At 39.1% G+C, this 14,070-nt stretch carries 10 protein-coding genes and 1 pseudogene; 5 read left to right on the top strand and 6 right to left on the bottom strand.

Annotation, left to right across the window (positions count from 1 at the left end; genetic code table 11):
- Window positions 1–521: 521 nt before the first annotated feature.
- From K8S13_RS19510 to K8S13_RS19485, 6 genes and pseudogenes are all read right to left on the bottom strand, one after another.
- Window positions 522–1,236 (bottom strand): annotated as a pseudogene (locus K8S13_RS19510) (acetyl-CoA C-acyltransferase); the annotation flags it as partial.
- 134 nt (window positions 1,237–1,370) lie between these two features.
- A complete protein-coding gene (locus tag K8S13_RS19505; protein ID WP_291465196.1) occupies window positions 1,371–3,581 on the bottom strand; it encodes a protein kinase in 2,211 nt (736 codons plus the stop codon).
- Between the two features lie 21 nt (window positions 3,582–3,602).
- On the bottom strand, window positions 3,603–4,160 hold the full coding sequence (locus tag K8S13_RS19500; protein ID WP_291465194.1) for a hemerythrin domain-containing protein: 558 nt from the start codon (window positions 4,158–4,160) through the stop codon (window positions 3,603–3,605).
- Between the two features lie 48 nt (window positions 4,161–4,208).
- Window positions 4,209–4,745 carry an HPP family protein gene (locus tag K8S13_RS19495; protein ID WP_291465177.1) on the bottom strand — a complete coding sequence of 179 codons (537 nt, stop codon included), beginning with the start codon at window positions 4,743–4,745 and terminating at the stop codon, window positions 4,209–4,211.
- Between the two features lie 28 nt (window positions 4,746–4,773).
- Complete coding sequence (locus K8S13_RS19490; protein WP_291465175.1) at window positions 4,774–5,367, bottom strand: CBS domain-containing protein; 594 nt, start codon at window positions 5,365–5,367, stop codon at window positions 4,774–4,776.
- Between the two features lie 100 nt (window positions 5,368–5,467).
- Window positions 5,468–5,854: a bacteriohemerythrin gene (locus K8S13_RS19485; protein WP_291465174.1), complete on the bottom strand. Its 387-nt coding sequence runs from the start codon at window positions 5,852–5,854 to the stop codon at window positions 5,468–5,470.
- A 1,052-nt stretch (window positions 5,855–6,906) separates the two neighbouring features.
- Here K8S13_RS19485 and K8S13_RS19480 point away from each other — a divergent pair.
- The 5 genes from K8S13_RS19480 to K8S13_RS19460 form a co-directional block, all read left to right on the top strand.
- Window positions 6,907–8,730, top strand: a complete 1,824-nt coding sequence (locus K8S13_RS19480) for a flagellar hook-length control protein FliK (protein ID WP_291465173.1) — start codon at window positions 6,907–6,909, stop codon at window positions 8,728–8,730.
- Window positions 8,731–8,742: 12 nt separating this feature from the next.
- Entirely contained in the window at window positions 8,743–9,864 is a 1,122-nt protein-coding gene (locus tag K8S13_RS19475; RefSeq protein WP_291465170.1) for a FlgD immunoglobulin-like domain containing protein, read from the top strand.
- Window positions 9,865–9,928: 64 nt separating this feature from the next.
- Complete coding sequence (locus K8S13_RS19470) at window positions 9,929–12,724, top strand: flagellar hook-basal body complex protein (RefSeq protein WP_291465168.1); 2,796 nt, start codon at window positions 9,929–9,931, stop codon at window positions 12,722–12,724.
- Between the two features lie 278 nt (window positions 12,725–13,002).
- A complete protein-coding gene (fliL, locus tag K8S13_RS19465) occupies window positions 13,003–13,656 on the top strand; it encodes a flagellar basal body-associated protein FliL (protein ID WP_291465167.1) in 654 nt (217 codons plus the stop codon).
- Between the two features lie 7 nt (window positions 13,657–13,663).
- Window positions 13,664–14,070, top strand: a 407-nt coding sequence (locus K8S13_RS19460) for a flagellar motor switch protein FliM (RefSeq protein ID WP_367172756.1), incomplete at its 3' end; no start/stop codon positions are given.

Raw genomic sequence — 14,070 nt, 5'->3', positions numbered from 1 at the left:
TTACCACAAAAACATGCACAGCAATTATTTCAAGAGTAAGAAAAATTGAAGATGAATTTTGGACGTCGGGCATTAAAATGGATATTCAATAATCATTTTGGCATCAATTCATGTGCTATGAGCTATAGATGGTACATTTTGTTTATGGGGAGCTTCACCTTCTTTAATAAAAAAATAATTCAGTTTTCAGCTTAGATTATGTTAAAAAAGCGAAACTGTTTACCCCAGATGAATTTCACATTAAAGGCTGAAAGATTGGCCTCTACCAGATGTGGTATTGTGAGATATTTTCAAAAAGAGAGCTCAACACGCGATAGTGGTCGTTGCAGTCCAGCTTCGGAGTCCTGAGTCTTTCTTTCGGAAGTCCTGCCCCTATTTTGATTTTTACTCGTCACTACATAAATACCATATATACTCGCGAGTAAAACAATCAGATTTATTAAACAAATCACCAAATTCCTTTTTGGAAACTTCTCCGTAATATATTTATAGATAAATTATTAAAATAAGATTTTTTCAGTTCATCTGTTAACAACCAACGCGACAGCTTCTCCACCACCCAAGCATAGAGAGGCAAGACCATGTGTCACATCCTGTTTTTTCATTTCATATAATAGGGTTGTTAATACCCTGGCGCCGCTTGCACCAATGGAATGGCCTATCGCAACGCTACCACCATTCACATTCACTTTCTCAGGATCAAGTTCCAGCACCTTGTTGATGCCTGCCGAACTTCCTGAAAATGCTTCATTGATTTCAAACAAATCGAGATCTGAAATGGTAAGCTCTTCTTTTTTCAATACTTTGGGAATGGCATAAATCGGAGCCATCAACAAATACTTCATATCTATTCCATAGGATGCCTGGGAGCCGATCGTAGCCATTATTTTACAACCCAGTTCTTTTGCTTTCTTTTCACTCATCAGAACAAGTGCTGCAGCCCCATCACTAATAATGGATGCATTTCCAGCTGTTCCCACCCCATCTTTTAAAAGCAGGTCTCATCTTTGAAAGAGATTCAAAATTTGTATCTTTGGGGCATTCATCCGTATCAAAAATAATTGGATCGCCTTTTCTCTGTGGGATCGCAATTGGTGTAATCTCATCTTTAAATCGGTCCTGAGCCACTGAAGTCATTGCTCTCATATATGACTGGGCTGCAAATTGATCCTGAGCGTCTCTTGATACTTCACATTTTTCTGAACACAGCTCATTGGATATTGGAATCAGATTGAAATATTTATAGAAAAACATTCTGACGCACATTGCAGCCACGGTATTTGTCAGGACTGCCAGGAAAAGCTTTATGGTGATCAAGCCTGGTTCAAAAAGAAGAAAAGGTAACGTAAGACAAATCTCTGTTATTTATTCTATGTTAGGATTTCTTTAATATGGGCAATCACTAAAGTGATATCGTCTTCTCCTCCTGATTCCAGAGCTGAATTCATCAGGGCCTCTATTTTTTCCTCCAAGGTTGTATTCGCCTTCAGGGTTTGTAGAATGGTTTTTCCCTTTACCATTTTGTACATGCCATCTGTCGCTAAGATAATAAGATCGTTCTTTTTTACTCTGATACTACCGGTTTCAGGGTCGCACATTCCGTATCCCAGGCATTGATCCAGTATTTTACTTGAGCAATGTTCATCAGCATCTTCCGGTTTTAACCGTCCCTCTTCCACAAGAATTCTGGCTAAAGTGTGGTCTTGGGTTATCTGTAGCAGCTGATCGTCCCTTAGAATATAGAAACGGCTATCCCCTGCATTGAGCCAATGAATCATATCGGATTTGAGAACAACACAAGCCAAGGTTGTTGCCATGTATGTCAAACCGGAATCTGCCTGAGCTTTATTATGGATAATCAGATCAAGATCTCTTGCAAAAGTATCAAGATCTTCAGCTTCCTTTCCTGGTTTAAGATATTTCAGACCGGAAAGCCTGTCTTTCGTAATTTCAGCTGCAACATCACTGGAAACATTCCCACCCAGTCCGTCTGCAACAGCTAAAAGAAGGGCGTTATCATCCATGGTCCTGACAAGATATCGATCTTCGTTTGAGGGTTTTACAAGCCCAATATGGGTTTGGGCAATAATGTCTATATTCTTTATACCTAAGGATATTTGATCTTCTTCATACCTCAACTCTTTAATGGCTTCGCCAATGTTCGGATACCTCTCCTTGGAATCTATCCGGCATGCTTTTACTATAAACTGTTTAAGGTTTTTAGGAAGTTCTGGAACAATCAGTGATGGATCCGGGATTTCTTGAACACAACGCATTCGGGTAAACGCTGATTGATTTTCTTCCGGATAGGGTCTTTTTCCTGCAACCATTTCAAACGCTGAAATACCTAGAGCATATATTTCACTTTCCAGGTTGGCAGCTTCTCCTTTGATCAATTCAGGTGCAAGATAGGGGATGGCTCCGTCAAAAAGTTCATCATCATCCTGAACATAGCAGGCAAGACCAAAATCCACCAGTTTGACTTTCCCATTATTTAGAACCATAATGTTACCAGGGTTAATATCTTTATGAAGAATGCTTTTGTTGTGAGCGTATTCGATTGCCATGCAGGACTGTATTAGATAATTGATCGCAAAATGGGGGACAATTTTTTTATCCTGTTGGATTTTTTCTAAAATAGATTCTCCCTCAAGATATTCCATGATAATAAACACAGTACGATATCGTTCCACCATATCAAATACTTTTATAATGTTATCATGATATAGTTTATTGATAATCTCTGCCTCCTTTCTGAGTTTTTCGAGGAAATCAGAATCCAGGGCAATGTGATGCCGGATCATTTTAATGGCAACATTTTTTTTTGTAGCAATTTCTATTCCTTTGTAAACAATACTATATCCGCCCCGACCGATGATATCGGTTGCTAAATATTTCCCAATCGTCCGATATGAGGTTGGTCTTTTGGAGTCAAACCTGTCTGCAACAATTTCCGTTAGAAACTTCCAAAGTCCAGGGTCACTTTCCGGGATGGCCTCAAACTCCGATTTTTTGATAACCCAGGCTTCAATTTCGGTTTCAGCTTCAACATTGGCCATGCTCGGTTCGCCTGTAAACAAAGCACTCATGTTTACAATGTCTCCCTCACCCCTGTGATCTACTGGATGAAGTTCACCGTTCTTTTCTACCAGAACAATGCAAGACCCTTTCCGGATAATATATGCCTCTCCTGTTTTTTTTTCTTGAAATACAAACCGGTCACCTGAACGAAAGGTTTTAAGACTCAAATTTTTTAAGATAGATTTTTCGCCTTGAGAACTTTGTACAAATCTTAAAAATTTAGTCCTTAGATTCTGTGTTCCCTCTTCAGCGGCCACCATATGGAAAAAATCACACTTATGGCATTGCTTTCGTTTATCTGAAAAACAGCCCTGTCGTTCGCTGTCACAATGGGTTCCGGTTACAGCCCAGCAGAACCTTCCGGCATTCTTACCGGAATTTATACCTGAAAAAGACCGATCTGAAGCTGCTGGACATACTCCTTTTTCAGCACTGTTTTTCCCTCCTGGTTCTAAACCGCACCCCATATACTCCCAGCAATTTATTTTTTTTTTGATCATAGTTTTCCCATACACATCATTTTATATCTCGGATATCAATGCAGCCATTTCCTGGAGTCTCGTCTGGCTTCTATGGATGATACTTTTACCGTCTACAGCAGCCTCTTCCTGGTCAAACTGATTCTGTAAGGACTCTTTTTCATTTTTAGATAATTCAGCTTCGGCCATTGGAAAAAATAATTGATCTTCTCTGTAAATGTGGCGTCTTAGAATAGAGATAAATGCGGCAAGATGCATTAAAAGTGTTGTAATCGCAATTTCACTTCCCATTTCATAACCGTTGAGAGATTTTTCAATTTTAGCGATACACTCCCGGTTCAGTTCATGTTGATATCGAAGAGAACCCATTTCAAGGTCAATTTCTCCTTCCTTATTCCTGGCAAGGAAGCTGAATAGAAGATACTCCTCTTTATAGTGATGGAATTTGTCGGCATATTCCCTGAAAAACAGGACGGCAGATTCAAAGAACTTTTTCGGAGGGCACCTGTTTTTCTCAAGTGCATCCTTTGCCCTAGAAAGATAATCAAGGCCTTCAAGTATATTGCCATGTTCTCTTGTTAATTTTGCTAACGGTTTCATTAACCCTCTATCATAATTTAATATTCCAAATAGAAAATCTAAATTGTCTTAATACCAATATTCTGGATACCGGCGGTTTTTAGCCAGATTGTTTACTATTAGAGCAACGATTAACATAATGACGACACCAACTCCGACCGGAACTAATATATACCAAAAACCAAGGGCATGAATCTTTTCACTTCCGATTACAGCGATTAATGCTGTGGCTCCACCAGGTGGATGCAGCGTTTTGGTGGCATGCATTACCGCAATTGCTGTGGCCACGGCAAATGAAGATGCAAACCAGGGAAATGGATAGAATAATTTATAGGCAATCACACCAATGACCGCAGAAACAAGGTGACCACCGACAAGGTTCCGGGGTTGTGCTAAAGGGCTTCTTACTGCGCCATATATCAATACGGCTGACGCACCAAAAGATCCAATAATGTACACTAGGTCATTACCATAAAAAATATTGTAATTTAAAAAAGCGACCGGTGTTATTCCTAAAAAAGCACCAAGCCACGACCATATAATCTCGGAAAGACTCACTACCGAAGGACTTTGACTACCCCCCTTCATTTTTTTAAAAAATGACATTAATGCACCTCTCCTAACTTATAGACACTTAACACAAGGTCTGAACAATATCAGATCTGGCAATAATTCCGACCAGCTTTAACTGACCGTCAACAACAGGAACTCTATTCATATTTTTTTTATCCATGATATTGGCTACCTCTAATACGGGTGTTTGAGGCGATGTCATTAACGGTGGGGATGACATGATATCAGAAGCCACAAGATTATTAAAATCAGCAGCAATACAGCCGGTTGTTTGAAGACATTGTAAAACAACACGCATAAAAGACGGCTTCTTATCATCATTCATTCTTTTTAAAAAATCTTTTTCTGATATTATGCCTACAACAGTTTGGTCATTTTTCAAAACTGGAAGACCTGAAATTTCATTGTCAGCCATTTTTTTAACTACCTCTATCAGTGTAGCATTTTCATTGACAGTTATGACCTTTCTGGTCATGATCTGGTCTGCTTTTATGGCATTTTTTAGCTTTGATATGGCATGGTCAAAAGCAACCCGATACAATTCCATACAATCTGAAGGAGTGATATCCAGATATCCAGGTATTTTTTTCATCGCCTCGTAAATATCATCTTCTGTGATTGATTGCCTGTACTCATTGAGCGACCTGAATGTCATTTTGCCTTTCTCCTACATTTAGGTTGAAAGTTATTTTAAGAAAAGTTTATGGTTTTATTAATTAACAAAATCATATTCAACAATCATTAGTGACTATAACCTATCCGTGATCTTGTACAAAGCGCGCGAAGTCTTTATCTTTGTCTAATATGTGGTGGGTAAGCCAATCATATATAAAAGTCATAAAAGAAAAGACAGACTCTTCAGTAAATGATTTGGTACTTATTTTATCTAATTTCACAATGAGCTCTTTGTGCAATCGTTGGTGTTCATCAAACTTGGGGTATTTTGTCTTACGCATCATCTGTTCTTCAGTCACAAAGTGCTCGCGGGTATATTTGTAGAGATCTATTATGTTCTTCTTGATTTGCTCCTCACCCAAACCATTTTCAATTGAGTTTGCTAAATCAAACATGCCTTTATGTTGGCTATCCAACTCTCCGTTATCAACTGAGAATAAATCATTCCATTCAAATTTTATCGACATATGCACTCTCCTTTTTAATGCTCCCTCAATTGATCGTTTGCAAATAAGAATAACTGCACAGGATAGCAGCTTGATTCTACTTAGTTCTCTATTGAGACGTTAGTATATCACACAATGTGGTACAAGGTAAATATAATTCTAAAATTAAAATGCATGGAAAAGATCCAAATCAATCAAAATTCCATGAGTTTTTTACTGAAGACAAAAGAATCATATGATGAAGGACATTATCAGGTAGTAAAAAAGCGAGCTTTGTGTCTATCTACAGTCGCTGTCGACCTTTAATCCAAAGGCGTTTACTTCTTTTGGTATTAGTGACTGCAATTAAAATTCGACCGGGGGAGATTAGTATTCATAGGGCTTAGGTTAAACAAATTTTGGGTAATACCACATATATGCTATATGAGATTCCTCAAAATAGAAATTTCCATTCCACTATATAGACCAAGGGCATCATTCCCGGCCATTCTTCAAGAATAATTTTTATAGATATAAATATCATATCCAAATTTCAGTGAGATTCGAGCATAGTCAGGGGTGAGGTGGGACTTTGACCGGGATAAATAGTGCCCGAACGAAAACCGCCAATTTTCCCGATTACTGCGTTGGGCTCAAATTTTAATCCTCGAAATACTCAATGTATTTCTCCGGTTAAAATTTTCGTCCGCCTTGTACTCGAAAAAATTTTCAGGTTTTCGGTCAGGCACTGATAGCTGTGTGGCACGACGCCGGGAGCAGCTGTTTCACCTGTGAGCCGGACACGGATGTCCAGCGAGGTTTAGGGCAAAGTTTCACCTCACCCCTGACGGTCCACAGGGAAGTTTAAAATCCATATGCAATAACACTGATTTCTCCTTTCCCATCATCCGGTAATATTTTCCTATAAATTTAATTCTGTTGGGAAATATATTCCAAAAAATCATAAAATTAATAATTCATTCGATTTTAAAAAATTGTAACATATTGAATAGTAAGCTTAAACCATAATTGATGGATATATGGCATGATCATTGCTGTTTTATCTGGCAAAGAAAACTATTTATAGGTGTTTTATGGATTTTATTTTTGCAGATGTTAACAATTCGTTTTCGAACATGATTCAGCAGGATCTTCCCAGGGAAGTGATGTTTAATGGGAATGATGCGGGTTCTCAAAAGCAGTCGTTTGCAGAAAACTTAAGCAAAACACTTGAGAAAATAGAGCATCATGAAAATGGGGTGCTCCTTCAAATACAATCGGGCCAAATACAATCGGACCAGACAAAATCAATTCAGGCAAATTTGGATCAACCCATAGCAGATTCCAGTATAGAGTCTTTGTCAGGAAAATTGAGCCGGGAAAAGGGGATTGGTTTTGTTTTGGCATTAAAAAATATATTTTTAATGCTGTCAAAAGGAGATTTAAAAAATATCTCAATAGATTCCGACGGTATTGAAGCATTGAAGAAAATGTTGTTAAAAGCCGGGTTCAAGGAGAGTGAAATCAATGACTTGATGGCCGGACTTTCAGAAGAATTGGAAAACAAAAACCTGACACTGGATGATCTTTTGGATAAACTTTTTGATCTTCCTCTTGAAGCAAAATTAGAAACTCAGCCTTCTTATGAAAATTTTCTTGAAATATCAGCGATCCCTTTTATAGAATCCATTCTGAACTCTCTGGGTATCTCCCGGGAAACTATTCAAGATATTTTAAGCGCAGCTGACAAGGGTGAAAAAGGCATCAGTCTTGATGTCATTATTCAGAAACTTCAAACACTTCAGAAACAGTCTTTTTATACCCAGGATCATTATCAAACCCGGAAGGATGATAATAATTTTAAGATGCTGTTTAAACAGCTTGATCTTGAACAAAACGAGTCTAAACCATCAGTGCTTACCCTGGATGAATTTGTCAGTTCCCTTGAAAAATTGCGTCAAAAGATATCACAGCAGCAAGCCCCCACTGAAGTTCCAAGTGATAATGATCAAAAGTTTGTTGCCAATGAAAAACCTTTCGATCTTTTTAGTGCCTTATTCAAAGGGTTGGAGTTTAAGAATAAAGCGCCGGAAATACAGGCTTTTGAATTTTCCTATGAGCAGATAAGAGATCAGTTTAAGAATGAATTGTTTGTTCCTGTTAAGAGTGAATTGTTTGTGCCAGGCAAGGATAAAGCCAGCAAGAAAGATTTGTTTTCACTCAAAAGCAATACTGTGAAACACCCAACAGATATAAAATTGGAAAATGCTTTTAAAGAGATGGAGTCTCTTTTGGGTGGAAAGAAAACAGGGACTGTTGATATGAACGATCAGTTAAAAGAGAGCAAAGAATTTTTAGAGCAATTGAAGTCCGGGAGTGGGAAGCTTTCAGATCAAAACCAGATGTTAACCTCAGATGCAAAAATCAACGAGATGCAATCCAGTATAGAGGTATTAAAAACAAAATCATCTTTTAAAAATCTGCCTGCCTATGTCACTCATCAGGTAAGCAAAAGTCTTGTCAGGGCCATTAACCAGGGTGAAAATATATTAAAGATTCAATTAAATCCCCCGGAACTGGGAAGGCTTGTGATGACAATAGACAATACCGGGAGCAGCATGAAGGTCAATATTATGACTGAAAATCTTGCTGCAAAGGAAATCTTAATATCAAATGTGAATGAACTTCGGACCGTTCTTTCAAATTCCGGTGTGAATCTTGAACGGGTTGAGGTTGATATGAGCAGTGACTTTAAGCAATCCATGGCAGATGCCAGGAACCAGGCCGGAAATTTTGGCAAACAAAATCGAAGCAGGGAAAAACTCTCATTTGACCCTGTTAGCGGTGAAGAGAAAAATGACCTTATAAGCCTTCTTGATGCCGTAAACCAGGGCAGGTCGCTTCATTTTGTAGCATAAAAGGAGATATCCATGTCTATTATATCCACAGGAACTACTGGAAACAGTTCGCTTGATCAAATCACCACTTCCTATCAATCAAATGAAAAGGAGAAAACTCAAAAAGAAGATGCCCTTGGACAGGATGCTTTTTTAACAATGCTCGTGGCCCAGCTTCAGAATCAGGATCCTTTAAATCCAATGGATGGTACGGATTTTTCTGCCCAGCTTGCTCAATTTTCTCAACTTGAACAGCTGATCAATCTGAATGGCTCCATGGACAGTCTTGCCAAATCATTCAGTCAGAATTCCGAAGGTGATGTTGTCGGGTATATCGGAAAACAGGTTACCGGTAATATAGATGTAATGAATGTTGATAAAGGAACGGTTTCCGGTGGGTTCTATAATCTTGGACAACCTGCCGATATCATGGTCACCATAACGGATACGAATGGGAAAACTGTTAAAACTTTATATGAAGGGCAGCAGAATTCCGGTTCTCATATTATTTCTTGGGATGGCACGGATAATGGTGGTAAAGCTGTTACAGACGGATCGTATCAATATACAGTCCTGGCCAATTCCGGCTTTGGATTTGTCGAAGTACCCTCAACCGTTACCGGAGAGGTCGATGGGGTTGCGTATAATAACGGCAAACCCTATCTGGTTGTTCAAGGGCTTCTTCTTGATCCCAAATCATTGACCTCTGTGGTTAATGTTGAAGAAAACAACGGATCAGGGTCTGTTGAGTCCACCTTAAGCTATCTTGGCAGAACAATCAGTACCAATGAACCCATTGTTATGGTTGAAGATGGTACAGTTTCCGGTAAAGAGTTAACCTTTAATCTGGATTCTCAACAAGATGTTACTTTGAAGATATATGATATATTTGATGAGTTGGTCAGGACGATTACTCTTTTGGCTGACGATACAACCGGCGGAGAAAATAAGGTTGAATGGGATGGCCTTGCAGATACAGGTTATAAGGCATCTGACGGCTTATATTATTATACAGCTAAAACTACTGATGGATTTGCAAAAACACCCCTGTCAGAAGAGGTTTCAGGCATTAAATACATGAATGGCAGTCAATATCTTGTACTGAACGATACCGGAAGACTGGTTGCCATATCATCCATTACGGCAATTAATTAAAAATGAAGAATCACTTAAATATAATAATCAACAAAGTTGAGTTTAAAAAAATAGGAGAGGTATAATGTCTTTATCAAGTTCACTTTTTACAGGTACCAGTGGGTTGAAAAATATGGGCAATGCCTTACAGGTCGTTGGTAATAATATTGCCAATTTAAATACCATTGGGTTTAAAAGAGGAAGGATAACCTTCGCAGATACCCTGTATGAGGCTGTGGCCACTCAAGCTGGTGCGGATCAGATGGGGCGTGGTATGGCCGTGGGAAGTGTGTCGCAGAATTTTGATCAGGGCTCATTTGAGTCCACCGGTAATACGACAGACCTCTCCATCGGGGGTGACGGGTTTTTTATTATGCGCCAGTCAAATTCTGAAAATACATTTTATACACGGGCCGGTAATTTCTTTTTTGATAAGGCCGGGCAATTAGTAAACCCGGAAGGCTTTATTGTCCAGGGCTGGAACCTGGATGATGAAACAGGGGATGATGTGGGATCAATTACAGATCTGGTGCTTGCAGAGTTTACAAGTCCCCCTAAAAAGAGTGAAGAAATTACAGCCATCACCAACCTTGATGCCGATGCAAATTCCAAGGCAGTGGTCCTTTCAAATTTATGGGATTCGGGTGAAACTACCCACATTGATGCTGGGAATTACGAATATCAGACTGTCATAAAAGCCTTTGATGCTTTGGGAAGTACCCATGATATATCTATTTTTTATGATAAAAAATCCGGAACAGAATGGGAATATATGGTGACCATGAATCCTGATGAGGATAATCGAAATCTGGTACAGAATTCAGATTCCAAGGGGCTTCTTGCAAGAGGTACCATTAAATTTTCTCAAAGCTCGGGTGATATCCTTGATTTAACCATGAGTAAGTTTACAGGTAGAATCGGTAATTTTTCCGCCAATGGTGTGAATACGAATGATGATGTTGATTATGAAATCGTGGATTATGATGCTTTAGCCATGGATGGTTATGGATTCAGCCTTGAGTTTGACGGGAGTTCATGGAATTTTACTGATGTTAATAACGATGGACTGATCACAGCAGTTGACTTGCCGACAAATTATGGAAATGCTAAGATTGTTTTTTCCAATGACCAGAATATTTATCTGACTTTAACCCCGGATGATGCAGCAGATGTTGATCCGGATTTGAGGATTAAATTTGCACAGCCTGCCGTTGCAACAGACTCCATTGGATTTGATATAAATAATAAAAATGATCTTCATATCCAGGGGATTGAGGGGTTGACTTACTCAGGTGATACAGCCAATGATAATACAAATCTTGCAATTAATGATCCAGGGGTTATGATTGAAGATTCGTCAGATCTGGGTATTATCTGGAATCCTTTAACCGAAACCTGGTATTGGAGTAATCCATTAACTGCAAATTCTGCGGGTACACTTGTATCAAGTGTTTCTACAAATGATTCGGCCAATGTTGATACTACTTCTGTCACCATTTCAAATTATGAGGACTTAACGATGGTTTCAAGTGGTATTAACGTGCGATATGATGCAAGGACCACTGCATGGGACTGGAATATGCCCCTAAAGATAGAGGACTTTGCAAATGAAACTTTTTCGTTTTTACCGCAAAATGATCCGGTGTTGAGCATTGTTACAGCTGGCTCACAGGGTGCTGTGGCTTCGGCAACAACTGCTGGTGTCGCAACAACAATTACACTTGCTTGGGATGGATCAGCCTGGAGTGCCAGTGCCGGCACCGGAACCACAGGATTGGTAATCACAACCGGATCAAGTGACAATACTCAGGTACAATTGCAGGTTTGGGAGAGAAATGATATTGCAGGTACCTCGTCCGGGGCTTCTGCCATAAGATACGCATTCGGAACAACGTTAACGACTGCAGGCAGTCAAACTATTGCTTTTAATATTGATCCGACATCTCCCAGAGAATATGCCAATGCAGTTCTGACTACATCCGGTGCAACTACCTCAGGAATCGGGATAGATTTCGATCAAGACTCAACTACCGATTTATTATTCAATACAACAGCCGGTGGGGGTACAATAGGCGAAGGCGATACGTTAATGTTTAATACGAATCCTAATATTGCATCTTCAGAATATGCGAATGCAACACTCAAAGGTGACCAAAATAGAGCAGTGATTGACCTGGACGGGTCCGGCAACGAGACAGACAAGGACGATATTGTTTTTTCTTTTGATGAAGCTTTAAAATTTGGCCCAAGCACGCATCCATTTAATGATAGAAGTGTTATATCCTTTGATATAAAAGGATCAACAGCCTGGACGGAAACCCCAAAGGAAGATATCAAAAAAACCGGGTATTTTGAATTTACAACAGATTTTCTGGGCGGTGAATTCGGGACCACTGAAACCGATATTAAATTGAACATCGGAACAAAGTATGATGGAATCAATTTTGTCAACGATTCCTTATCAACAACCCAATACTCAAAATCTTCTTCAACTATATTTCAGGATGCTGACGGGTATGCGGCTGGAGACCTTCAGGGAGTAGACGTTGCATCAGATGGTATCATGACCGGTATCTATTCCAATGGTCAGCTGATTCCTTTATTTCGCATTGGACTTGCCAAGTTTTTAAATAATTTTGGTCTATCAAACGAAGGCGGGAATCTTTTCAGGGAAACCCGGGCCAGTGGTGGCGCCATCACAAACAAACCGGGTGAAAACGGCTTGGGTACTCTTGCACCCAACTCTCTTGAGTTGTCAAATGTGGATATTGCTGAAGAGTTTGTTGCCATGATAGTCAATCAACGGGGATTCCAGGCCAACTCGAAAACCATTACAACCGTTGATGATATGATGCAGACCGTCATTCAAATGAAACGATAAATCGTGTTTAAATATTAGAAACCGTCACTATCCTGACGGTTTCTAATATTATTGACATCCTTTTTTATATCACAATCTTCTTATTTCACAACAATACCATTTTTTAGAGTATCTGTTAAAATCCTTTGCAAATTTTGTGCAGTATATTTATACTTGCATTTAAAGAGTTCTTCTTCGCAGTGACATTGGTAAACATAAAAAACATAACGCTCTTGGCACAAGGATTGCTTTTCCAAATATACAATAATAATATTTAACCATTAATATCAGGAGCTGTTTTGGCTGAAGATATCTTAAAAGAGATGGAGGACGATTTTGATGATGACTCCATGGAAGATATTTTAGATGACGCTTTGGAGGATTCCCCAGATGAAATTGAGGATGTGAAAAATAAATCTTCAAAGAAAAAGATTCTTGCTAAAAGAAAAGGTTTTTTAAAACATATTTTTGGATCCAAAAAAGCAATCATTATCATTGTCGTATCTTTAGTCCTGTTAATGGGTCTTGTCATAGGAGCCTGGCTGGTCTTCTTTAAAGAAAGCCCCAAAGAAGATCAAGATGTCCGGAACACAATTGCCACCCAGCATGACATTCAAGAAATGCGGGTCCGGGAAGATGAGGTTGTTTTTGAAGATATCATTGATCTTGAACCGTTTGAATACATTCAACTTAAGGCAGGCTCAACCATGGCTTTGATCAGTATGAACCTGTCTTTGGAATTAACAGATCACAGGTTTAGAAAGCAGGTTTATACAATGGAGGACAGGATCAGGAAAATAATCATAGGGCAGGTAGAAGAGATGACCTGGCTTGCGCTGAGGAATCCCGAAGGCAAAATTATACTCAAATATAATTTGCTCAAGCGGATTAACTCAATTTTTCCAAAGCCCACGGTTAGAAACATTTATTTTACATATTTTATAATGCAGTGATCAAATTATGAGTGAAATATTATCCCAGGACGAAGTAGACAGTCTATTAGACGGATTGGATTCAGGTGAAGTAGAAAGTGAAGCCGATGCTGCCAAACCGGATGAGCCTGTTGAGGGTATCATTGTCTATGATTTTACCAGCCAGGATACGGTTGTCCGGGCAAGAATGCCCACTTTTGACGTTATCAATGAAAGGCTTTCAAGGGAAGTGCGGGCAACCTTATCTTCCTTGCTTCAAACCAACGTGGATGTCAGTGCCAATCCTTTTGATACATTGAAATTTTCTGAATTTGTCAGAAGCCTGCCGGTTCCCACAAGCCTTCATGTCTTTCGAATGGACCCACTAAGAGGACATGGCCTGGTTGTGTTTGAAAGTCAGCTTGTTTATAATCTGATAGATACTTTTTTTGGTGG

The organism is Desulfobacula sp., from assembly GCF_021107415.1.
The sequence above is the reverse complement of the archived record's forward strand: the minus strand, read 5'-3'. Positions and strand labels throughout refer to the sequence as shown.

Excerpts from the sequence above, each read along its gene's own strand:
- K8S13_RS19490 (WP_291465175.1), bottom strand. The coding sequence starts at position 5,367 with ATGACATTCAGGTCGCTCAATGAGTACAGGCAATCAATCACAGAAGAT.
- K8S13_RS19505 (WP_291465196.1), bottom strand. The coding sequence starts at position 3,581 with ATGATCAAAAAAAAAATAAATTGCTGGGAGTATATGGGGTGCGGTTTA.
- K8S13_RS19485 (WP_291465174.1), bottom strand. The coding sequence starts at position 5,854 with ATGTCGATAAAATTTGAATGGAATGATTTATTCTCAGTTGATAACGGA.
- K8S13_RS19500 (WP_291465194.1), bottom strand. The coding sequence starts at position 4,160 with ATGAAACCGTTAGCAAAATTAACAAGAGAACATGGCAATATACTTGAA.
- K8S13_RS19470 (WP_291465168.1), top strand. The coding sequence starts at position 9,929 with ATGTCTTTATCAAGTTCACTTTTTACAGGTACCAGTGGGTTGAAAAAT.
- K8S13_RS19495 (WP_291465177.1), bottom strand. The coding sequence starts at position 4,745 with ATGTCATTTTTTAAAAAAATGAAGGGGGGTAGTCAAAGTCCTTCGGTA.
- K8S13_RS19475 (WP_291465170.1), top strand. The coding sequence starts at position 8,743 with ATGTCTATTATATCCACAGGAACTACTGGAAACAGTTCGCTTGATCAA.
- K8S13_RS19480 (WP_291465173.1), top strand. The coding sequence starts at position 6,907 with ATGGATTTTATTTTTGCAGATGTTAACAATTCGTTTTCGAACATGATT.